This is a genomic window from Streptomyces sp. NPDC126503 (assembly GCF_040302405.1).
In the GTDB taxonomy this organism is placed as follows: Bacteria; Actinomycetota; Actinomycetes; order Streptomycetales; family Streptomycetaceae; genus Streptomyces; species Streptomyces gulbargensis.
Genome location: NZ_JBEORS010000009.1, coordinates 76783 through 97659, shown reverse-complemented (window position 1 = coordinate 97659; position 20877 = coordinate 76783). Strand labels below are relative to the sequence as shown.

The following is a 20877-nucleotide window of genomic DNA, read 5'->3' as shown; positions in this document are numbered from 1 at the left end:
GTCGCGCTCCGGGTCACCCCTCCGGGTTCACTTCACGGCGAGGACCATCGTGTCCGAGGGCGAGGCCCAGACGGCGCGGGCCTCGCCGAAGCCGGAGGCGCGCAGGATCTCGGCGTGCCGGCGGGCGGAGGGCATGTCACCGTCGGCGTGCTCGCCGTAGATCTCGTACCGCCGGGCGGTGGGCTCGGCGAGGACCGGGTCCTTGGCGGCGAGCGCCCACCAGTCCGCCCAGTCCAGCGCCCCGGCCTCCTTGGCGCGGTCCATGGCGGCGTGCCGGTGGGCGCGCTCGGCGGCGTTGATGCGCGGGGTGGTCTCGTCGATCATGTGGTCGGCGTTCATGAAGACGCCGCCCTCCCGGACGAGGCCGCCGAGCTGCCCGTAGAGCGCCGTGAGGGGCTCGGTGTGCAGCCAGTGCAGCGCGGTGGCGGTGAGGACCGCGTCGTACGTGTCGTGGGGCAGCAGCGCCGTCCACGCGGGGTCCTTGAGGTCGGCGGTCACGAAGGTGACGCGCTCGTCACCGGCGAAGTACCCCTCGGCGATCGTGAGGAGCGCGGGGTCGAGGTCGACCCCGGTGCTCGTCGCCTCCGGGAACCTCTTGAGGAGCCGGTCCGTGATACTTCCCGTACCGCAGGCGAGGTCGAGGACCCGGGGCTTCGGCCCCACGAACGCCTCGACCATGTCGAGCATGACGCGGAACCGCTCCTCGCGGTCCGGCATGTACCACTCCTGCTGACGGTCCCAGCTCTGCTGCCAGGCCGCCCAGTCGGTGTTGTTCATTCGCCGCGTCCTCCCCGTCGACGTAATACCCTCGGATGGGAAACAGTTGTTACCCCTCACGACCACGACCCTAGACCGCCGGAGTAAGGACTACAAGTGGAACTGGCCTATTACTCGGATTACGCCGTGCGTCTGGTCAACACCGAGGAGCCGACCCGCGAGAAGGACTCCCTCACCTCCGTCGAGGTGATCAAGGATCTCTTCGGATCGGCCTCCCAGATGGCCCGCCGCGTGACCGAGGCCGACCTGAGCCGCTTCCGCTCGGTACGGGCACGGCTGCGGGCCGTCTTCACGGCGGCCGACGAGGGCGACCACACCACCGCCGTGGACCTCCTGAACTCCCTCCTCCTGGAATTCCCGGTCAGCCCGCAGATCTCCGGCCACGACATCCTCGACGAGCAGGGGCGCCCCCGCTGGCACATGCACCTCGCCGACCACGCCTCCAACGCCACCGCCGGCTACGCGGCGATCTCGGCGATGGGCCTGGCCTTCCACCTCACCGAGTTCGGCGCCGACCGCCTCGGCCTCTGCCAGGCCCCGCCCTGCCGCAACGCCTACCTCGACACCTCCACCAACCGCTCGCGCCGCTACTGCTCCGACCGCTGCGCGACCCGGGCCAACGTGGCCGCCTACCGGGCCCGCAAGCGCCTGGAGGCCACCGGCCGCACGGCCGAGAACAGCCAGGAGGCCAGCACACCGACGGACCGCTGACGCCCGGGCGTCACCGGCCGGTACCGCGCCAGGACCCGTCCGAGCACCAGCTCGGGCGGTACGGCGCCGAACACCCGGCTGTCGCCCTCCGCGTCCGGGTTGTCCCCCAGCACCCACCAGCCGCCGTCCCGCCGCTCGACCAGCCGCTTCACGACGAGCAGGTCCTGCTGGAGCGGATGCCGCAGCACCGCCACGCATCCGGGCGTCAGCCGCGCCCCGTACCGGACGAGCAGCTGGTCACCGTGGAGCAGCGTGGGCACCATCGAGACGCCCGTCACCTCGGCGATCCCGAACGGAGCCGCCCCCTCGGCCGCCCGCTCCCCCCACGTGTCCCTCATCCGGCACCTCTCGCTCCGCTCGTTCACTCGTACACGAGTCCCATGGTGGCCCTGGACTTTTGACCTAAGCCCCAGGGGGCGCTCGCGAAAACGCCCTTCTCACCGAGTAATGTCCCACCTGAGAAGACGATCACGAGGAAGGACGGCTCAATGCTCTCCCGCCTGTTTGCCCCCAAGGTCAAGGTCAGCGCCCACTGCGACCTCCCCTGCGGTGTCTACGACCCGGCCCAGGCCCGGATCGAGGCCGAGTCGGTCAAGGCTGTCCAGGAGAAGTACCAGGCGAACGAGGACCCGCACTTCCGGGCCCGCGCCACGGTCATCAAGGAGCAGCGCGCGGAGCTCGCCAAGCACCACGTCTCCGTGCTGTGGAGCGACTACTTCAAGGCCCCGCACTTCGAGAAGTACCCGGAGCTCAACCAGCTGGTCAACGACACCCTGAAGGCCCTCTCGGCCGCCAAGGCGTCGACCGACCCGAAGACGGGCGAGAAGGCGCTGGAGCTCATCGCCGAGATCGACCGCATCTTCTGGGAGACCAAGAAGGCCTGACCTTCACATCCTCCTGACCGCACCCGGTCCGCGGGCCGCCGATCCGGCGTCCCGACGGGCCGGGTGCGGCTTTTTCCGCCGGGCCCCGCCCGGCCAGGGGGGCCGGACCGGTCCGCGTCCTCCCACCGGTCACTACGCTGGCGGGCGTGAAGGCGCCGCCGACCCCCTTGCTGGCCCCGGACGCCGCCCGCGCCCTCCAGGGCATGCTCCGGACCGAGATCGCCCCGGGGCTGACCGAGCGGGAGCTCGACGCGGTCGAGGCCCGGTTCGGGTTCACCTTCGCGGCGGACCACCGGGTCTTCCTCGCCGCCGGGCTGCCCCGGGGCTCGGGCTGGCCCGACTGGCGCGGCGGCGACCCCGAGGACCTGGCCGGACGCCTGGCGGGGCCGGTGGAGGGCGTGCTCTTCGACGTGGAGCACGCCGGGTTCTGGTATCCCGCCTGGCCGTCGCGGCCGGCGGAGACGTCCGAGGCGCTGCGCGTGGCCAGGGCGGAGCTGGAGAGCGCGCCGCGACTCGTCCCGGTCTACGGGCACCGCTACCTGCCGGGCACCGCGGGCGAGCACGGGCACCCCGTCCTGTCCGTCCACCAGACCGACATCATCCTGTACGGGAACGACCTCGCCGACTACGTCCGGTACGAATTCGCCGGCCGGTCCAGCGGCCTCTCCGCCCGCTCCACGGTGGACTTCTGGTCGTACTTCACCGAGGGCGGGCCGGGCATCGACGTCACCGCGCCCACACCGTTCGCCCCGTACGCCACGACCGCGCGGGAGGCCGTGGACTGCTTCCGGACGCTGGCCCTGGAACGCCTGATCGGCCGTCGGCACCACCCGGAGCAGCTCATCGAGGCCGGCCTCACGGCTTTGGTCCTCGACGTCGAGACGGAGTCCCTGCCCCTCCTCGCGGGCCTCTCCCGCGCCGAGCGGGAGCAGGCCGACGCGCTGTTCGACCAGGTCCTGTCCGAACTGGACCTGCTCCGGAACCTCCCGGCCGACACCACCCACGTCCCCTGGGAAGCGGCCCGCTGGGAGCTCGTCCGCCGGTGGCTGCGGCTGGTCGTGAACGGCGCCCTGGCCCCCGGCGCCGGCGGTGACCTGGTCACGTACGAGGGGTGGGCCGCTCTGGGCCGGCCGCCGGCGCTCAGGCCGCTGGTCGACCGCACCGATGCCTACAACGCCTGGGCGGCGCTCCCGCGCGGCGACCGGGAACACCTGGCGGAGGCGATCGCCGCGGAGGCACGGCGCCTGCTCGCCGGACCCTGGCCGCCCCGGGAGTGAGGCGCGCGGCGGCCGTACGGGCCCGGCGGCGCCCTCAGGGGCCCGTCAGGCAGGGTTCGGAGAGCCCGCGTCCGTGGAGCCAGGCGCGGTACGGGGCGGCCTGGCGGGCGGCCTCGCGGTAGGCGTCGGCCAGGTCGGCGTAGAGGGCGTCCAGCGCGATCCCCGGGCGGCCGTACAGGAGCAGGCGGACGGCCAGGGGGTCGCCGCGCAGGGGGCGGATGGCCATGTCGTCGCGGGGGCCCGAGGTGGGCTGGCAGGGTGCGACGGCCTCGCCGAGGACGACGAGCGAGGCGGCGGTGAGGTAGTCGCCGTGGAGGACGGGCGGGTCGATGCCGGCGGCGCCGAGCACGCGGCGCAGGCCGTCCCACTCGCCGTCGACGCTCGGGTCGACCATCCAGTGGTCGGTGGCGAGTTCGGCGAGGTCCACGACGGGCCGGGCGGCGGCCGGATGGTCCCGGGCGAGGGAGACGAACTGCGGCTCGCGCGCGACCAGGACGCGCTCCCGCAGCCCCGGGGGCACCCGTAAGGGGAAGCCCTCCACCTCGTGGACGAACGCCACGTCGAGCTGGCCCTCGGCGACCGTGCGCAGCAGGGCGCCGGCGGAGACGTCCACGCGCAGTCCGACCTCCGTCCCGGGAAACCGGCGGCGCAGCCGGCGCAGCCAGCCGGGGAGCGCGCGGCTGGCGGTGGAACCCACCCGCAGGGCGGGGCCCTCGGCGCGGGAGGCGGCGGCCCGGGTGTCGGTGACGAGCGCGGCCAGGTCCGCGATCAGGGGGCGGGCGCGGTTCAGCACGGAACGTCCGAGGGGGGTGGGCAGGCAGCCGGTGCGGTCGCGGGAGAACAGCGGGGCGCCGAGGGAGCTCTCGATCCGGCGCAGCTGGGTGGTCAGGGACGGCTGGCTGATGCCGAGTTGCCGTGCCGCCTTGTGCAGGCTGCCCGCGTCCGCGATGGCGCAGAGCGCCCGCAGGTGTCTCACCTCCAGTTCCATGCCCCGAGGGTAGGGCGGCGCCCCGGGGCGCACCAGATGTCTCCGCGCCCCAGCGCCCCTGACGGAGGGGCAGTTGAGGAGCGGTGATGTGACGGGGTTATCGGGGGTTGACATCATCCGCGCCGGTACCGGTGTCCCCGACACTCGCTTGCGATCCCCTACTGGAGGAGCCCCCCATGCGACACCCCAAGGTCCTCAGCTCGGCCCTGGCCACCGTCCTCGGTCTCGGCCTCGCCGCCTCCCTCGGCGCCGGTCCCGCCACCGCCGCACCCGCCCCCGGCCCCATGCCTGTCATGAGCACGTCTAGTCTGGGCGCGGCCTACGCCGGCTCCGCCGAGGAGGCCTCGGCGAACCGGGCCTTCTTCGACGCCGTCGTGGCATCGGTGGCGAAGAAGCGCGCCGCCACGCCCGGCGCGACCGCGGTGACCGTGGTCTACAGCGCCGCCAACGCCCCCAGCTTCCGTACCCAGATCGCCCGCTCCACCCAGATATGGAACAGCTCGGTGGTGAACGTACGGCTGGTGGAGGGCAGCAACCCGGACTTCCGCTACTACGAGGGCAACGACTCCCGCGGCTCGTACGCGAGCACCGACGGGCACGGCAACGGCTACATCTTCCTCGACTACCGGCAGAACCAGCTCTACAACTCCACCCGGGTCACGGCCCACGAGACCGGCCACGTCCTCGGCCTGCCGGACCACTACAGCGGTCCGTGCAGCGAGCTGATGTCGGGCGGCGGCCCCGGCACGTCCTGCCAGAACGCGACGCCGAACGCCCAGGAGCGGTCCCGTGTCGACCAGTTGTGGCGGTACGGGCTCGCCTCCGCGTTCAAGAACTGACCGAGGCCCCGGTGGCGCCCCCTTCCCGGGGGCGTCACCGTCAGGCGGTCTGGAGCAGGCGGCGGCCGAAGGCGGCGCCGTCCGGGAGCTGGCGCCGGACCCGTTCGAGCGCCTCCTCGAAGTCCCCGCCGGCCACGACCGCCTCGAAGGCGGCGCCGCCGTAGTGGAGCGTGAGACTCAGGTCCGCCCGCTCGCCGAGCGTGAGCAGGCAGCTGAGCGTCGCCTGCTGGTCCACGCCGTCCACGACGACGGGGAGCGGCAGGTCCCACTCCAGGACGCAGCCGGTGAGGGGCTGCCCGCCCGCGGGCGCGGCGCCGAGCGCGGCGAAGCTCTCGCCGGTGTACTCGACCCCCCTGATCCGGGTGGCCACGCGCCGCCCGTCGGCCGTGATGACGATCGCTTCCGCGCCGCTGCGGTCCCGGTACCAGCCGGTCCAGACTTCTGTCGACTCCGATGACATGCGCGGACTGTAGCGGTATGACCGGCTCCTGCGCGCGGCCGGTCACCCGGTGGCCGGACTTCTCCCGATCTCACCGTTCTTGCCGGTCACGTACGTGGTAGCGGCTTCCGCGCCCCTTCCGCGCCCTTCACTCCGCCCCCGGGGCGCTCCGGGCGTCACGCGCCCCGCGTCCGGAGCCGGGCGCGCCCTCTCCCGCTCCGCCCCCACAGCCGGGGGAACGGCAGGGCTGGACCTTCCACTCCGGCACCCACGCCCCGAGGACCTTGTGCCGGGTGGCCACCATGTCGAGGGGACCGCCGCAGGCCGGGCAGACCGGCTCGGCGCGCGGGTCCCGCAGCGTACGAGGCACCTCGTCACCCATGGATCCAGGGTAGGACGCCGGGCGCGCCGCCGCCCCTCGTCACCGCTTCCGGGTGTACGTCCGGACGACCACGCCGTTGTCGAAGGTCCGCACCGGCCCCAGGGTGAACTCCCGGACGGTGAAGTCCGTGCCGAACATCGGCATGCCGGCGCCGTAGACCTGGGGGTACGTCTTGATGATCAGCTCGTCGACCTCGTCGATCAGTGCGCCCGCGAGGGTGGAGCCGCCGCAGAGCCAGATGTCGAGGCCGCTCTCCTCCGTCTTGAGCTCCCGCACCCGGCCCACGAGGTCGTCGGCGATGAGCTCGACGTTGGGGTCGGGCGACTCGGTGAGCGAGCGGGTGGCGACGTACTCGCGCAGGTGGCTGTACGGGCTGGTGACACCGACGTCCAGACCGACCTTGTACGAGTTCAGCCCCTGGATCACGGTGTCGAAGCGCCGGCTCGGGGTGCCGGGCTCGATCCCCAGGGCGGGCCACGCCTGCGCGGGGAGCGTCTCCGGGTACTCGTTCCTCATGTACTCCAGGTACTCGCCCATGACGTAGCCGTACGCGGAGCTGGCGTCGCCCTTCGGGTCACCGATGAAACCGTCGATGGAGCAGGCGACGAAGTAGGTGAGCTTGCGCAAACCGGTCCTCTTTTTTCTGTGGGAGTATGGCCGCGTCCGCAACCACGACGCTTATAGTGCTTCACCTGTAGTGGTTGCGCAAGGCCTTTTTCCCGAGGAAACGAACGACATGGAGGGAGCCCGGCATGGCGAGGAACCCGGAACGCCGCACGGCACTGCTGGACGCGGCGATCGAGGTGCTGGCGGGCGAGGGTGCCCGTGGGCTCACCTTCCGGGCGGTCGACGCCCGGGCCGGTGTGCCCACGGGCACCTCGTCCAACTACTTCACCGACCGGGACCAGATGCTCTCCCAGGTCGCGGACCGCATCTTCGTACGGCTGACGCCGGAGCCCGGTGCCATCGACGCGGCTCTGCTGCCGGCCCCGAGCCGGGAACTCGTCGTGGAGCTGATGCGCTGGCTCGCCCGCCGCATGGCCGCCGAACGCAGCTGCTACCTGGGCCTGTTCGAGCTGCGCCTGGAGGCGGCACGGCGCCCGGAACTCCAGAAGCGGTTCACCGAGGTGCTCCGGTCCGATCTGGACCTGAACATCCGGCTGCACCTCGACTCCGGCATGCCCGGGGACGCGGACACCGTGCGGCTGCTCTACTTCGCCCTGACGGGACTGCTGTTCGACCACTTCACCGTGCCCGGCCTGCACGGCGAACGGGACCTGGACGAGCTCATCGAGACCGTGGTCACCCGGATCGTCCCCGCGTCCTGACCACGGCGGCGCGGCCCCGCCCCGGGAGTCAGCGCGTGCGGCGCGTGACGAACTCCGCGAGGGCGAGGAGGTCACCCGCCGCGTCGAGGTCGGGCACCGCGCGCGCCAGGTGCTCGACCGCGCGGCCCATGGAGTCGGCCGCCCGCGCCTGTGCCCAGTCGCGGCCCCCGGCCCGTTCGACGGCGTCCGCCGCGGCCCGTACCGCGGCCGCGTCGAGGGCCGTACGGGAGTAGAGCGCGGCCAGTTCCTCGCCGGCGGGGGTGCCGGAGGTGAGGGCGGCCACCACGGGCAGGGACTTCTTGCGGGCGGCGAGGTCCGCGCCGGCGGGCTTGCCGGTCCGGTCCGGGTCGCCCCAGATGCCGATGAGGTCGTCGATCAGCTGGAAGGCGAGCCCGGCCTCCCGGCCGAAGGCGTCCAGCGCCGCGACCTCCTCCTCGCCCGCACCCGCGTAGAGCGCCCCGAGCGCGCAGGCGCAGCCGAGCAGGGCGCCGGTCTTCGCGGTGGCCATGGCGAGGCATTCGTCGAGGGACACCTCGGCGGGGCCGCGCCGTTCGAAGGCGCAGTCCGCCTGCTGCCCCGCGCAGAGTTCGATGACGCAGGCGGCGAGCCGCGCGGCGGCGGCCCCGGAGGCGGGGTGCGGGTCCTCGGCGAGCAGCCGGAGGGCGAGGGCGCTCATCGCGTCACCGGCCATGAGGGCGTCCGGGATGCCGAAGACCGTCCAGGCGGTGGGCCGGTGCCGGCGCGTGTGGTCCTCGTCGACGATGTCGTCGTGGAGCAGGGTGAAGTTGTGGGCGAGTTCGACGGCCGCGGCGGCCTTGACGGCGTGGGCGGCGTCGGCGCCGAGCGCCCGGGCGGCCGCGAGGACGAGGGCCGGCCGGATGGCCTTGCCGGCCTGACCGGCGGCCGGTGTCCCATCCGCCTGTTCCCAGCCGAAGTGGTACATGGCCACCCGCCGTATGGAGCCGGGCAGGGACTCGACGGTCGAGCGGAGTTCGGGGTGGACGGCGGCGCGCGTCTGGTCGAGGAGGAGTACGGCCCCCTGACCGTCGGTGACGGCATCCGCGCTGGTCACGGTCACGTTGTCTTCCTTCAGCGCATGGAGCGCGGGGTACGGCGGCGGTGGCGGGGCCGACTCCGGGACGGCCCGGAGGGGGCGCGGCCGCCCGGACGGGCCGGGACGGCTGACGCCGGGGGCGGGAGGGATCGGTTCCCGCCCCCGGCGTCACCGGCTCAGCGCCAGCGGCTGACCTCGACGTTCTCCAGGACACCGAGGGCGTCCGGGACGAGGACGGCGGCCGAGTAGTACGCCGTCACCAGGTAGGAGATGATCGCCTGCTCGTCGATGCCCATGAAGCGGACGGAGAGACTGGGCTCGATCTCGTCGGGCAGCCCGGTCTGGTGCAGACCGATCACGCCCTGGTCGGCCTCACCGGTACGCATGCAGATGATCGAGGTGGTGCGGGCGTCCGAGATCGGGATCTTGTTGCACGGGAAGATCGGGACTCCGCGCCAGGTCGGGATGCGGTTGCCGTTGACGTCGATGGTCTCGGGCACCAGACCACGCTTGTTGAGCTCGCGGCCGAAGGCGGCGATGGCCCGCGGGTGGGCGAGGAACAGCTTGGAGCCGCGGCGGCGGGTGAGCAGCTCGTCCATGTCGTCGGGGCTCGGGACGCCGTCGTGCGGCTGGATCCGCTGACCGTAGTCGCAGTTGGCGAGGAGGCCGAACTCCTTGTTGTTGACGAGCTCGTGCTCCTGGCGCTCGCGGAGCGCCTCGACCGTCAGCCGCAGCTGCTGCTCGGTCTGGTTCATCGGCTGGTTGTACAGGTCGGCGACGCGGCTGTGGACCTTCAGGACGGTCTGGGCGACGCTCAGCTCGTACTCGCGGGGCGCGGCCTCGTAGTCGACGTAGGTGTGCGGGACGACCGCCTCGCCGACGTGGCCGGCGGAGACGTCGATGGCGGCCTCGCCGTACTTGTTCGTGCGGTGCGCGGGCCGGGCGGCAGCGGCGGCCAGGTGGGTGGCGAGCGACTCCGCGCGGTCGGCGAGGTTCCGCACGTCGTCGCGGGTGAGCTCCAGGACGGTGCAGGCGGTGGCCGCGCGGGCGGTCCACTCCCAGGTGAGGCCCTCCCGGACGAGGGAGGAGTCACCGAAGTAGGCGCCGTCCGCGAGGACGCCGAGGACGGTCTCGTCCCCGTACGGTCCCTCGCCGACCTTCTCGATGCGGCCGTGCGCGAGGAGGTGGACGCGGTCGGTGGGCTCGCCGGCGACGGCGATGATCTCGCCCGCCGCGTACTCCCGCTGCCGGCAGCGGGCCGCCAGCTCCGTGAGGGCGTCCACGTCCTCGTAACCGCGCAGGGCGGGGAGTTCGCCGAGTTCCGCCGGGATCACGGCGACGCTGCCACCGGTCTGCACGAAGGTGACCCGGCCGTCCCCCACGGAGTAGCTGAGCCTGCGGTTCACCCGGTACGTACCGCCCTGCACCTCGACCCACGGCAGCATCCGGAGCAGCCACCTGGAGCTGATCTCCTGCATCTGCGGGGCCGACTTGGTGGTCGTGGCGAGGTTCCGCGCGGCGGCGGTACCGAGACTCTGCTGCGGGGCCTGCCGCTCCGCGCGGACCTCGTCGCCAACCGAACCAACGGACATGGAACTCCCTCTCGTATGACTGAGTTACGAGAGAACCCTTTCAGTACGGAGAGTAGGCGCGCCATTACACGATCGGGTGGGACTGTTCGGCGATCTTCGGGGCATGTCACGCTTTTCACCCCCGAACAGAGGAGTCCCAGACGTTTCCCGGCCGGATGTCCGGATCGGCTCGCACGCCGCTCGAACGCCTAGCAGCGGAGCCGACGCCTCCGGTACTCCGGAGGCAGGGACTCCGGCCGCGGTCCGCGCTCCGGAGGTTCGCCCCCCTTCCGAAGGGAGTCGGTCATGGCCAAGCCCATGTCGGCGAGAAGGTTCCTCGAAGCGCTGCGCGACGAAGGCCTCTCGGTCGTCGAGGTCGGCGACTGGTCCACCCACAACCGCAACCACAAGGGCCCCTGGGGGCCGGTCCACGGCGTGATGATCCACCACACCGTCACCCGCGGCACCGCGCACACCGTCCGGATCTGCCGCGACGGGTACTCCGGGCTGCCGGGGCCGCTCTGCCACGGCGTGATCGCCAAGGACGGTACGGTCCACCTCGTCGGATACGGCCGCGCCAACCACGCCGGACTCGGTGACGACGAGGTCCTGCGCGCGGTCATCGCCGAGCGCGGCCTGCCGCCGGACAACGAGGCGACGACGGACGGCAACCGGCACTTCTACGGCTTCGAGTGCGAGAACCTCGGCGACGGCGAGGACCCGTGGCCCAAGGTCCAGACCGACGCCATCGCCAGGGCCGCGGCCGCCGTGTGCCGCGTCCACGGCTGGACGCAGCGCTCGGTGATCGGCCACCTGGAGTGGCAGCCCGGAAAGGTGGACCCGCGCGGTTTCACCATGGGCTCCCTGCGGGAACGGATCGCCGACCGGCTGCGGTGAGGCGGGCGGGAGGCACGGCGCGGGCCGGAAGGCGCGGGCACGGCCGGCGGCGGGGAACCGGGCCGGAGCGGGCGCGCACCCCGGGCCGGCGTGACGGGCGGACCCCGGGCCGGCGTGACGGGCGGACCCCGGGCCGGCGCCGGGCCGTCCTTCCGAGGGCCGGGCCCGGGCCGCCGTACCGCCGGCCCGCCCGCGACAATGGCCGGGTGAACGCGAGTGACCCGTCCCGGCTGCGCCCCCGGCTCCCCTCCCCCCTGGTGCCGGTGGCGGACGAGCGCTTCGCCCGGCGGGGTCTGACGCTGCTGCTCAAGCGGGAGGACCTCATCCACCCGGACCTGCCGGGCAACAAGTGGCGCAAGCTCGCGCCCAACCTCCGCGCCGCCGCGGGCCGCCCCGTGCTCACCTTCGGCGGCGCCTACTCCAACCATCTGCGGGCGACCGCGGCCGCCGGCCGGCTGCTCGGCTTCCCCACCCTCGGGATCGTCCGCGGCGACGAACTCGCCGGACGGCCGCTCAACCCCTCCCTGGCGCGCTGCGCGGCGGACGGGATGCGCCTGGAGTTCACCGACCGGGCCACCTATCGCGCCAAGGCCGACCCGGAGACGCTGGCCGCGCTGCTGGCCCGGGTCCGGGCGCCCGAGGACACGTACGTCGTCCCGGAGGGCGGCAGCAACGCCCTCGCCGTCGAGGGCTGCCGGGAGCTCGGCCGCGAACTCGTGGGGGCGGCGGACGTGGTGGCCGTCGCGGTCGGCACCGGAGGCACCCTCGCCGGCCTCGCCGCCGGGCTCGCGCCGGGGCAGCGGGTCCTGGGCGTCCCGGTCCTCAAGGGCGGTTTCCTCGGCGGGCAGATCCGGGCGCTGCAGGAGGCGGCGTTCGGCGGGCCGCGCGGGGACTGGACGCTCGACGAGCGCTTCCACCGCGGCGGTTACGCCCGTACCGACCCCGCCCTGGAGGCCTTCGCACAGGACTTCGAGGCGCGGCATGAACTCGCCATCGAGCGTCTCTATGTCGCCAAAATGCTTTTCGGTGTCCTGGCCCTCGCGGAGGAGGGCGCCTTCCTGCCCGGCACCCGCGTCGCGGCGGTCGTCACCGGCGGTCCGGACGGCCTTCCTCAGCCCTCCGTCTCGCGGTAGGCGGCGGCCTCCTCCAGATCGAGGCGGCGCAGCAGGGTCCGCAGCATCTCGTCGTCGATCCGCCGCTCGTCGCGCAGCTTCACGAAGACCTCGCGCTCGGCGTCGATCATCTCCCGCGAGAGGCGCCGGTAGGTGTCGTCGGCGGTCTCGCCGGTGGTCTCGTTCACGGCGCCGAGCCGTTCCCATACGGCGTTGCGGCGCCGCTCCAGGACGGTGCGCAGCCGCTGTTCGAGCGGGCCGGGCAGCGTGTTGCGCCCGTCGGCGAGGAGGGCGTCGAGGCGTTCCTCGGCGGCCCGGGAGGCCTCGCTCTGCGCCTGCGCCTCGGCCAGGGTCTCGGCGTGCCGGTCGCGGCCCGGGAGCTTCAGGGAGCGGATCAGCGGGGGCAGCGTGAGGCCCTGCACCACCAGGGTGCCGATGACGGTGGTGAAGGTGAGGAAGAGGACAAGGTTGCGGGCCGGGAACTCCTCGCCGCCGGTGACGGCCGGGATGGAGAACGCGATGGCGAGGGAGACCACGCCGCGCATGCCGGCCCAGCCGACGACGAGCGGGGCCCGCCAGTCGACGCCCGGCTCCCGTTCGCGGATGCGCGCCGAGAACCGGCGGGGCAGGAAGGTCGCCGGGTAGACCCAGACGAAGCGGACGACGACCACGGCGGCGAACACCCCGGCCGCGTACCAGGCGGCCTCGGCGACGCCGTACCGGCCGAGCCCCTGGACGACGTACGGCAGCTGGAGGCCGATGAGGGCGAAGACGGAGGACTCCAGCACGAAGGCGACCATCTTCCAGACGGCCTCCTCCTGGAGCCGGGTCGCGAAGTCGACCTGCCAGGCGCGGTGGCCGAGGAAGAGGCCGACCACCACGACGGCGAGGACACCGGAGGCGTGGACCTCCTCGGCGGCCGCGTAGGCGACGAAGGGGATGAGGAGGGAGAGGGTGTTCTGGAGCAGGGAGTCGTGGATCCGGCAGCGCAGCCAGTGGATCGGCACCATGAGGACCAGGCCGACGCCGATGCCGCCGACCGCGGCGAGCGCGAACTCCTGGATGCCCCCCGCCCAGCTGACCGCCTCGCCCACGGCGGCGGCGAGGGCGACCTTGTAGGCGGTGATGGCGGTGGCGTCGTTCACCAGGGACTCGCCCTGGAGGATCGTGGTGATCCGGTGCGGCAGGCCGAGCTTGCGGGCGATGGCGGTCGCGGCGACCGCGTCCGGCGGGGCGACGACCGCGCCGAGCACCAGGGCGGCGGTGAGCGGGAGGTCGGGCACGAGGACGTACGCGAGCCAGCCGACGGCGACCGTAGCGAAGAGGACGTAGCCGACGGAGAGCAGGGCGACGGGCCGGATGTTGGCCTTGAGGTCGAGGTACGAGGAGTCGACCGCGGCCGTGTAGAGGAGCGGCGGAAGGATCAGCGGCAGGACGATGTGCGGGTCGAGCGTGTAGTCGGGGACGCCGGGGACGGCTGAGGCGACGAGGCCCGCGGCGACCAGGAGCAGCGGCGCCGGGACCGGCGTCCGGCGGGCGAGGCCCGCCACGGCGGCGCTCGCCGCCACCAGTGCCACCAGCTGCAGTGCGTCCATGCCCGTCCCCGTCTCGTGCCGCAACGTAACCTGGCCATCATGAGCGAGTGCCCCCACCTTGCCGAAATGCCGCGCCCCGAACCGGCGCCGCGGGCCGACACCTGCCCGGAGTGCCTGGCGGACGGGACGCACCCGGTCCAGCTGCGGCTCTGTCTGAGCTGCGGGCACGTGGGCTGCTGCGACTCCTCGGTGGGGCGGCACGCGACCGCCCATTTCGACGCGACGGGGCACCCGGTGATGCGGACCTTCGAGCCGGGCGAGGCGTGGCGCTGGTGCTTCGTGGACGGTGTGATCGTCTGACCGCCCCGGAGTGCCGCGGGGGGGCCGGGCACCGGCCGGAGCCCCGCCGTCCGGGCGGCGGTGGCGGACGCGCGTTCCCGCCCGGGCGGTTCAAGGGTGGGGCGACTGGGTACGTCACCCCTCCGCCGGGCGCTCGGTTTTGCCCCCCGCACACCTCTGGCCACTGTCCGTACCCAGCGTCCTACCATGGGTGAGGGACCGGGGTCCGGGGGGCCGGGGACTCGCGGCGACACGGCAGGATGGATCGCGATAGCGTCACGGCGGACTGCGCAGCCCCCTGCGTACCGCCCGGTTCGGGGGCTCCTTCCCCCGGGCCCCGATTGAGCTTGTGCCACCTTGGAGGTGAGGGTGTCCCAGATCGCAGGCGAGCCCGGGACCCAGGACTTCGTGGAAGTCCGGCTGCCCGCTGCGGGTGCCTACCTGTCCGTGCTGCGAACGGCCACGGCCGGCCTCGCGGCGCGCTTGGACTTCACCCTCGACGAGATCGAGGACTTGCGGATCGCGGTCGACGAGGCCTGCGCCATCCTGCTCCAGCAGGCCGTGCCGGGGTCCGTCCTCAGCTGTGTGTTCCGGCTCGTGGACGACTCGCTCGACGTGACCGTCTCCGCCCCGACCACGGACGGGCGGGCGCCCGAGCGGGACACCTTCGCCTGGACGGTGCTGTCGGCGCTGGCCGGGAAGGTGGAGTCGTCCGTGGCGGACGACCGCACGGTCTCGATCAGCCTGTACAAACAGCGCGGCGCGGGGCCAGGCCCGGCGTGAGGAGCGGGGACGCGACGGCCGGCATCCCTGAGCAGCAGGCCCGGCCGCATGAGGTCGCTACGGAGCAGCAGGCGGTCCAGATGAGCGAGCACGAGCAGCAGCACGAGGTTCCCGGCGCGCCGGGCGTCTCCGGGACGGCCGCTGCCTCCGGGACGCCGGCCGGGGACCCGGCGGCGGCCCGGGTTCCGGTGGCGGGGGCCACGGCGGTGGACGGCACGGGCGCCGGGGCCGTGGACGCGGCGGAGAGCTCCGGGGCGGGCGTCGTGCCGCCGCCGGACCCGCACGACCGGAGCGGGGCCCGCGCCCTCTTCGTGGAGCTGCGCGCGCTGCCGGAGGGCTCGCCGGAGAAGGCGGAGCTGCGGAACCGGCTGGTGCGGATGCACCTGCCGCTGGTGGAGCACCTGGCCCGGCGCTTCCGCAACCGGGGCGAGCCGCTGGACGACCTGACCCAGGTGGCGACGATCGGCCTGATCAAGTCGGTGGACCGGTTCGACCCGGAGCGGGGCGTCGAGTTCTCGACGTACGCGACCCCGACGGTGGTCGGCGAGATCAAGCGCCACTTCCGCGACAAGGGCTGGGCGGTCCGGGTGCCGCGCCGGCTCCAGGAGCTGCGGCTGTCGCTGACGACGGCGACGGCGGAGCTGTCACAGCAGCACGGCCGCTCGCCGACCGTGCACGAGCTGGCCGAGCGCCTCGGGATCTCCGAGGAGGAGGTGCTGGAGGGCCTGGAGTCGGCGAACGCCTACTCGACGCTCTCCCTGGACGTCCCCGACACGGACGACGAGTCGCCGGCGGTGGCGGACACGCTGGGCGCGGAGGACGAGGCCCTGGAGGGGGTCGAGTACCGGGAGTCGCTCAAGCCGCTCCTGGAGGACCTGCCGCCCCGGGAGAAGCGGATCCTGCTGCTGCGGTTCTTCGGGAACATGACCCAGTCGCAGATCGCGCAGGAGGTCGGCATCTCGCAGATGCACGTCTCCCGGCTGCTCGCCAGGACCCTGGCGCAGCTGCGGGAGAAGCTGCTCGTGGAGGAGTAGGAGCGGTTACGGAGTGTCCTGGCCGGGGCGCCGGATGCCGAGCGCCTCGGTCGTGGCCGGGTTCACCAGCAGGACGAGCCCGCTGACGGCGAGGACGGCCAGGACGATCCCGGCAGGGATCATCACGCTGTTCGCCTGGAGCATCTGCCAGGCGACCGGCAGGGCCAGGATGTGCGTGATGACGGCGGGGCCGCGGCTCCAGGAGCGGCGCTGCCACAGGCCCCGGGCGGCGGCCAGCGGGATCAGGCCGAGGACCACGAGCGTCACCGCGCCCGTCAGCGCCCCGGTGAGGTCGCCGGACTTCCCGGTGAGGGAGCTCACCAGCATGGCCACGCCTCCGGCCAGGAGCCCCAGGGCCTCGGCGCCGGTGACGGCCGCCGCGGCGGTGAGGCGGGCGGGGCGGGGGCTCTGCTCCGTACTGCTCAGCTCCGTACTGCTCATGGAGGAAGGGTATCCGGGGTGCCGCGCGGGGACGGCCGGGACCCGGAGCGGTGGGCCCGGTTCCGGGCAGGGACGTCACCGTGAGGCGCGGTCCCCGGACCGGGAACGGCGGGTCCGGTTCCGGGCAGGGAGGTGATCGCCGGGACGGGGCGGGGGCCGGGCCGGGGCTGGGAACGGTACCGCCGGGTAGGTACGCTGGCGCTCATGCGCGCACTTCTCGTGGTCAACCCGGCAGCCACCACCACCAGTGCCCGCACGCGTGACGTACTGATCCACGCCCTGGCGAGCGAGATGAAGCTGGAGGCGGTCACCACCGAGTACCGCGGGCACGCGCGGGACCTCGGCCGGCGGGCCGCCGAGTCGGGGAACGTCGACCTGGTCGTGTCCCTCGGCGGCGACGGCACGGTGAACGAGGTCGTCAACGGGCTGCTGCACGACGGACCCGATCCGGAGCGGCTGCCGGGCCTCGCGGTCGTCCCCGGCGGATCGACCAATGTCTTCGCCCGCGCGCTGGGGCTGCCGAACGACGCGGTGGAGGCGACCGGCGCCCTGCTCGACGCGTTGCGTGAGCGGCGGGCACGGACGGTGAGCCTCGGCCTTGCCTCGGGGGCGCCGGGCACGGAGGACGAGGCGGTTCCGGCGCGCTGGTTCACCTTCTGCGCCGGGCTCGGTTTCGACGCGAGCGTGATCGGCCGGGTCGAACAGCAGAGGGAACGCGGGAAGAGATCGACGCACGCGCTGTACCTCCGCCAGGTGGTGCGCCAGTTCCTCGGGGAACCGAACCGCCGGCACGGCACGATCACCCTGGAACGCCCCGGCGCGGAGCCGGTGGAGGACCTGGTCCTCTCCATAATCTGCAACACCTCCCCCTGGACCTACCTGGGCAATCGCCCGGTGTACGCGTCCCCGGAGGCGTCCTTCGACACGGCGCTGGACGTGCTCGGACTGCGGCGCCTGTCGACCCCGGCGGTGGCCCGCTACGCCACCCAGCTGCTCACTTCCACGCCCGAACGCGGGCCCCGGGGCAAGCATGCCGTCCCTCTGCACGATCTGACCGACTTCACCTTGCATTCGAAGGTTCCCCTCCCACTGCAGATGGACGGAGACCACCTCGGACTGCGCACCAGCGTGAAGTTCACAGGCGTACGCCGTGCACTGCGTGTGATTGTGTGAGTGGAAGGGCCCAAAGTCCTTTCACTCGAACGTTTAGCCTGGCATCCACCCCTTAGAAGTACGGCTGTGACCTAGCCGACACCGAGGAATCAAAAAAAACTTTCCGGAAGGGGTTGTATCCGGTGCCGAGGTTTGCGAGTCTCTTCTTGGCGATCGGGACGGCCCGCAAGACCGGCCTCCACTGAGAGCCAGAACCCCTCCTCAATCCAAGGACCACGCCGGTTCACCTGGCAGTCGGCCCTTCCCTTGCGGGGGGATTCGTGAAAGCGTTCACATTCACAAGCAACCTGCACGTAATACCAAGAGAGGTAGCAGCCATGGACTGGCGTCACAACGCCGTTTGTCGTGAGGAAGACCCCGAGCTGTTCTTCCCCATCGGCAACACCGGTCCTGCGCTGCTGCAGATCGAGGAAGCCAAGGCCGTCTGCCGCCGCTGCCCCGTCATGGAGCAGTGCCTGCAGTGGGCGCTCGAGTCCGGCCAGGACTCCGGCGTCTGGGGTGGCCTCAGCGAGGACGAGCGCCGCGCGATGAAGCGCCGCGCCGCTCGCAACCGGGCGCGCAACGCCAGCGCCTGAGTCCACCAGCGAGAGCCCGAGGCACGCGGCGCGTACACAGCGTACGCACTCACCGCCCCCCGAGCCGCAGCGCGCAGCAGTACCCCACAGCATTCGAGCCCCGGACCGATTCCCTTCGGTCCGGGGCTCGCTGCTGTCGGGCCCCCGCCGTCACCTCGCGGCGGCGGGCGGCCGGGTCACTTCTGCGGCTGCACCGGGATGTCGAGGACGACCTTCGTGCCGCGCTCGGCGCCGGGGAGCATGTCGAACGTTCCGCCCAACTCCCCTTCCACGAGCGTGCGTACGATCTGCAGGCCGAGGTTGCCGGCCCGCTGCGGGTCGAACCCCTCGGGCAGACCGCGGCCGTCGTCCCGCACCGTGATGAGCAGTCGGGCGTCGGCGCGGGATTCGCCGCGGACGGCGGTCACCTCGACGGTGCCCTGCTCCCCCGGGGCGAAGGCGTGCTCGAGGGCGTTCTGCAGAACCTCGGTCAGCACCATCGAGAGCGGAGTGGCGACCTCGGCGTCGAGGATGCCGAAGCGGCCGTTGCGCCGGCAGCTGACCTTGCCCGGGGAGATCTCGGCCACCATGGCGATCACCCGGTCGGCGATCTCGTCGAACTCCACGCGCTCGTCCAGGTTCTGGGACAGCGTCTCATGGACGATGGCGATCGAACCCACGCGCCGCACGGCCTCGTTGAGGGCTTCACGGCCCCGGTCGGAGTCCATCCGGCGGGCCTGGAGGCGCAACAGGGCGGCCACGGTCTGGAGGTTGTTCTTCACCCGGTGGTGGATCTCCCGGATGGTGGCGTCCTTGGTGATCAACTCGCGTTCACGGCGGCGCAGTTCTGTGACGTCCCGGAGGAGGACCAGGGAACCGATGCGGGTCCCCTTGGGCTTGAGCGGGATCGCCCGCAGCTGGATCACCCCGCCGTTGCCCTCGACCTCGAACTCGCGCGGCGCGTAGCCGGAGGCCAGCTTGACCAGGGCCTCGTCCACCGGGCCCCGGGAGGGGGCGAGTTCGGCGGTGATCTGACCGAGGTGCTGGCCGACGAGGTCGGCGGCGAGGCCGAGCCGGTGGTAGGCGGAAAGGGCGTTGGGCGAGGCGTACTGGACGAAGCCGTCGGCGTCCAGGCGGACGAGGCCGTCGCCGGCGCGCGGCGAGGAGTCCATGTCCACCTGCTCGCCGGGGAAGGGGAAGGCACCGGCCGCGATCATCTGGGCCAGGTCGGAGGCCGACTGGAGATAGGTGAGCTCCAGGCGCGAGGGGGTGCGGACGGTGAGCAGGTTGGTGTTGCGTGCGATCACGCCGAGCACCCGGCCCTCGCGCCGTACGGGGATGGACTCGACCCGGACGGGGACCTCCTCGCGCCACTCCGGGTCACCCTCGCGCACGATCCGGCCCTCGTCCAGGGCGGCGTCGAGAAGGGGGCGGCGGCCGCGCGGGACCAGGTGGCCGACCATGTCGTCCTGGTAGGAGGTCGGGCCGGTGTTCGGCCGCATCTGGGCCACGGAGACGTACCGCGTGCCGTCCAGGGTGGGGACCCACAGGACGAGGTCGGCGAAGGAGAGATCGGAGAGCAGCTGCCACTCCGACACCAGCAGGTGGAGCCACTCGAGATCCGAGTCGCTCAGGGCGGTGTGCTGGCGCACGAGGTCGTTCATGGAGGGCACGGTGCGAGCGTACCCGCGGAATTAACGGGCGGTGAACCTGGATCTCCGGGCCGTGGTGGTGGAGGATGGGCCGGTACCGCGCGGTAGCCCTGTGGATGGACAGGGAAGAATGGTCTAGTCCACAATGAGCGCACGGTCATGCGAGGATCAGGTCTTCCGTCCTCCCCGCACAGGAGGATGGAACGAGGTACCCGGCGCTCTCTGCCCTGACTGCGCCGAGACCTCCCACACGGCCGAGGGACCGCACACCCCCGGCCGGGCAAACTCCGGGCTGCGGTGCCGGACGGGTTGAGGGTCCCGTCAGGCGCCGCGGCCCGCGGGTGTTTCCGGGGCCGGTACGTGGAGGGCGTCCGCGTCCGGGGCCTGCACGTCGGGGTTCCGCGCGTCCGGAGCCGGCCGAGCGGGGGCCGTGCGGCCCGTGACCTTCGTCTCCCCGGCCGCCGGGGCCGCGTCGGCGGGCCAGGCCCGCATCGCCAGCCGCGCGACGGCCGCCAGCTCCTCCTTCTCCGCCCCGTCCCGGGCCTGCTGGGACATGCCCTGGAGGACGGCTCCGCTGAGCCGCGCGAGAGCGGCGGCGTCGGTGTCGGCGGGCAGCGCGCCGCGTTCCACGTCCCGCCGTATCCGCGCCTCGAACGAGGCCAGATTGGCGTTGCGGCGGGCGCGCAGGGACTCCTCGACCTCGGGGGTCGAGCAGTTGACCGCCGCGGAGATCATCAGGCAGCCGCGCGGGTGGCCGGGCTCGGTGAACAGCTCCGCCGCCTCCGCCAGCAGGCGCCCGATCCCCGCCCGCGCCGTCTCCTCCTCCGCGAGGGCGCGGCCCCCGTAGGCGCCGTAGGAGACGGCGTAGGCCTCGACGACCTCCTCGAAGAGGGTCCTCTTGTCGCCGAAGGCCGCGTAGAGGCTGGGGGCGCTGATGCCCATGGCCCGGGTGAGGTCGGAGACCGACGTCGTCTCGTAGCCGTGCTCCCAGAAGGCCATCGTCGCCTGCTCCAGGGCGGTGAGCCGGTCGAAGGAGCGGGGTCTGCCGCGCTGTCTCGTCGCCATGGAGGAATTCTATAGCGCGCGCTAGAAAAGTGGGGTACGGTC

Annotated in this window: 23 protein-coding genes and 1 pseudogene; 12 read left to right on the top strand and 12 right to left on the bottom strand. The window is 72.8% G+C overall.

Annotated features, from left to right (window positions below; genetic code table 11):
- Positions 1 to 27: 27 nt before the first annotated feature.
- Positions 28 to 777, bottom strand: a complete 750-nt coding sequence (locus ABTY40_RS14630) for a class I SAM-dependent methyltransferase (protein ID WP_352059816.1) — start codon at positions 775 to 777, stop codon at positions 28 to 30.
- A 96-nt stretch (positions 778 to 873) separates the two neighbouring features.
- Here ABTY40_RS14630 and ABTY40_RS14625 point away from each other — a divergent pair, with 96 nt between their 5' ends.
- Entirely contained in the window at positions 874 to 1488 is a 615-nt protein-coding gene (locus ABTY40_RS14625; protein ID WP_352059815.1) for a CGNR zinc finger domain-containing protein, read from the top strand.
- Here ABTY40_RS14625 and sodX read toward each other — a convergent pair.
- Positions 1407 to 1826 carry a nickel-type superoxide dismutase maturation protease gene (gene sodX, locus ABTY40_RS14620; RefSeq protein ID WP_345287708.1) on the bottom strand — a complete coding sequence of 140 codons (420 nt, stop codon included), beginning with the start codon at positions 1824 to 1826 and terminating at the stop codon, positions 1407 to 1409. The genes ABTY40_RS14625 and sodX overlap by 82 nt on opposite strands.
- A gap of 150 nt (positions 1827 to 1976) precedes the next feature.
- Here sodX and sodN point away from each other — a divergent pair, with 150 nt between their 5' ends.
- Entirely contained in the window at positions 1977 to 2372 is a 396-nt protein-coding gene (sodN, locus tag ABTY40_RS14615) for a superoxide dismutase, Ni (protein WP_030207400.1), read from the top strand.
- Positions 2373 to 2518: 146 nt separating this feature from the next.
- The gene (locus ABTY40_RS14610) at positions 2519 to 3649 is read left to right on the top strand and encodes a hypothetical protein (protein WP_352059814.1); all 1131 of its coding nucleotides are present in this window, start codon (positions 2519 to 2521) and stop codon (positions 3647 to 3649) included.
- A gap of 34 nt (positions 3650 to 3683) precedes the next feature.
- Here ABTY40_RS14610 and ABTY40_RS14605 read toward each other — a convergent pair whose 3' ends face one another.
- Positions 3684 to 4637, bottom strand: coding sequence for a LysR family transcriptional regulator (locus ABTY40_RS14605; protein WP_352059813.1), 954 nt, complete (start codon positions 4635 to 4637; stop codon positions 3684 to 3686).
- Between the two features lie 176 nt (positions 4638 to 4813).
- Here ABTY40_RS14605 and snpA point away from each other — a divergent pair, with 176 nt between their 5' ends.
- A complete protein-coding gene (gene snpA, locus ABTY40_RS14600; RefSeq protein WP_345287699.1) occupies positions 4814 to 5476 on the top strand; it encodes a snapalysin in 663 nt (220 codons plus the stop codon).
- A 40-nt stretch (positions 5477 to 5516) separates the two neighbouring features.
- Here snpA and ABTY40_RS14595 read toward each other — a convergent pair whose 3' ends face one another.
- The 3 genes from ABTY40_RS14595 to ABTY40_RS14585 form a co-directional block, all read right to left on the bottom strand.
- Positions 5517 to 5936, bottom strand: coding sequence for a DUF6304 family protein (locus ABTY40_RS14595; protein WP_352059812.1), 420 nt, complete (start codon positions 5934 to 5936; stop codon positions 5517 to 5519).
- 127 nt (positions 5937 to 6063) lie between these two features.
- The gene (locus tag ABTY40_RS14590) at positions 6064 to 6297 is read right to left on the bottom strand and encodes a hypothetical protein (RefSeq protein ID WP_352059811.1); all 234 of its coding nucleotides are present in this window, start codon (positions 6295 to 6297) and stop codon (positions 6064 to 6066) included.
- A 39-nt stretch (positions 6298 to 6336) separates the two neighbouring features.
- Positions 6337 to 6924, bottom strand: coding sequence for a dihydrofolate reductase family protein (locus ABTY40_RS14585; RefSeq protein ID WP_352059810.1), 588 nt, complete (start codon positions 6922 to 6924; stop codon positions 6337 to 6339).
- Between the two features lie 125 nt (positions 6925 to 7049).
- Here ABTY40_RS14585 and ABTY40_RS14580 point away from each other — a divergent pair, with 125 nt between their 5' ends.
- On the top strand, positions 7050 to 7625 hold the full coding sequence (locus tag ABTY40_RS14580; RefSeq protein WP_352059809.1) for a TetR/AcrR family transcriptional regulator: 576 nt from the start codon (positions 7050 to 7052) through the stop codon (positions 7623 to 7625).
- Positions 7626 to 7653: 28 nt separating this feature from the next.
- On the opposite strand, the gene ABTY40_RS14575 is transcribed toward ABTY40_RS14580, so the two are convergent.
- Both ABTY40_RS14575 and ABTY40_RS14570 read right to left on the bottom strand, forming a co-directional pair.
- Complete coding sequence (locus tag ABTY40_RS14575) at positions 7654 to 8703, bottom strand: family 2 encapsulin nanocompartment cargo protein polyprenyl transferase (protein ID WP_352059808.1); 1050 nt, start codon at positions 8701 to 8703, stop codon at positions 7654 to 7656.
- Positions 8704 to 8855: 152 nt separating this feature from the next.
- Positions 8856 to 10271 (bottom strand): family 2B encapsulin nanocompartment shell protein, encoded by a 1416-nt coding sequence (locus tag ABTY40_RS14570; protein WP_352059807.1) that lies wholly within the window; start codon positions 10269 to 10271, stop codon positions 8856 to 8858.
- A gap of 285 nt (positions 10272 to 10556) precedes the next feature.
- Here ABTY40_RS14570 and ABTY40_RS14565 point away from each other — a divergent pair, with 285 nt between their 5' ends.
- Together ABTY40_RS14565 and ABTY40_RS14560 are read left to right on the top strand one after the other, a co-directional pair.
- A complete protein-coding gene (locus ABTY40_RS14565; protein WP_352059806.1) occupies positions 10557 to 11147 on the top strand; it encodes an N-acetylmuramoyl-L-alanine amidase in 591 nt (196 codons plus the stop codon).
- A 206-nt stretch (positions 11148 to 11353) separates the two neighbouring features.
- Positions 11354 to 12280 carry a 1-aminocyclopropane-1-carboxylate deaminase/D-cysteine desulfhydrase gene (locus tag ABTY40_RS14560; protein WP_352059805.1) on the top strand — a complete coding sequence of 309 codons (927 nt, stop codon included), beginning with the start codon at positions 11354 to 11356 and terminating at the stop codon, positions 12278 to 12280.
- Here the strand turns inward: ABTY40_RS14560 and ABTY40_RS14555 are convergent.
- A complete protein-coding gene (locus tag ABTY40_RS14555) occupies positions 12259 to 13854 on the bottom strand; it encodes a Na+/H+ antiporter (RefSeq protein ID WP_352059804.1) in 1596 nt (531 codons plus the stop codon). The genes ABTY40_RS14560 and ABTY40_RS14555 overlap by 22 nt on opposite strands.
- Before the next feature lie 39 nt (positions 13855 to 13893).
- On the opposite strand from ABTY40_RS14555, the gene ABTY40_RS14550 reads away from it, so the two are divergent.
- From ABTY40_RS14550 to ABTY40_RS14540, 3 genes are all read left to right on the top strand, one after another.
- The gene (locus ABTY40_RS14550; RefSeq protein ID WP_345287679.1) at positions 13894 to 14154 is read left to right on the top strand and encodes a UBP-type zinc finger domain-containing protein; all 261 of its coding nucleotides are present in this window, start codon (positions 13894 to 13896) and stop codon (positions 14152 to 14154) included.
- Positions 14155 to 14502: 348 nt separating this feature from the next.
- A complete protein-coding gene (locus ABTY40_RS14545) occupies positions 14503 to 14916 on the top strand; it encodes an ATP-binding protein (RefSeq protein WP_019889334.1) in 414 nt (137 codons plus the stop codon).
- An 80-nt stretch (positions 14917 to 14996) separates the two neighbouring features.
- Positions 14997 to 15950 (top strand): RNA polymerase sigma factor SigF, encoded by a 954-nt coding sequence (locus ABTY40_RS14540; RefSeq protein WP_352059803.1) that lies wholly within the window; start codon positions 14997 to 14999, stop codon positions 15948 to 15950.
- A 6-nt stretch (positions 15951 to 15956) separates the two neighbouring features.
- Here the strand turns inward: ABTY40_RS14540 and ABTY40_RS14535 are convergent, their stop codons facing one another.
- Entirely contained in the window at positions 15957 to 16391 is a 435-nt protein-coding gene (locus ABTY40_RS14535) for a hypothetical protein (RefSeq protein ID WP_352059802.1), read from the bottom strand.
- 204 nt (positions 16392 to 16595) lie between these two features.
- On the opposite strand from ABTY40_RS14535, the gene ABTY40_RS14530 reads away from it, so the two are divergent.
- Both ABTY40_RS14530 and ABTY40_RS14525 read left to right on the top strand, forming a co-directional pair.
- A complete protein-coding gene (locus ABTY40_RS14530; protein WP_352059801.1) occupies positions 16596 to 17564 on the top strand; it encodes a diacylglycerol/lipid kinase family protein in 969 nt (322 codons plus the stop codon).
- Between the two features lie 317 nt (positions 17565 to 17881).
- Positions 17882 to 18139, top strand: a complete 258-nt coding sequence (locus tag ABTY40_RS14525) for a WhiB family transcriptional regulator (RefSeq protein ID WP_003953983.1) — start codon at positions 17882 to 17884, stop codon at positions 18137 to 18139.
- 176 nt (positions 18140 to 18315) lie between these two features.
- Here the strand turns inward: ABTY40_RS14525 and ABTY40_RS14520 are convergent, their stop codons facing one another.
- Together ABTY40_RS14520 and ABTY40_RS14515 are read right to left on the bottom strand one after the other, a co-directional pair.
- A complete protein-coding gene (locus ABTY40_RS14520) occupies positions 18316 to 19782 on the bottom strand; it encodes a sensor histidine kinase (RefSeq protein ID WP_352059800.1) in 1467 nt (488 codons plus the stop codon).
- A gap of 465 nt (positions 19783 to 20247) precedes the next feature.
- Positions 20248 to 20835: pseudogene (locus ABTY40_RS14515) on the bottom strand (TetR/AcrR family transcriptional regulator); the annotation flags it as partial.
- Between the last annotated feature and the right edge of the window lie 42 nt (positions 20836 to 20877).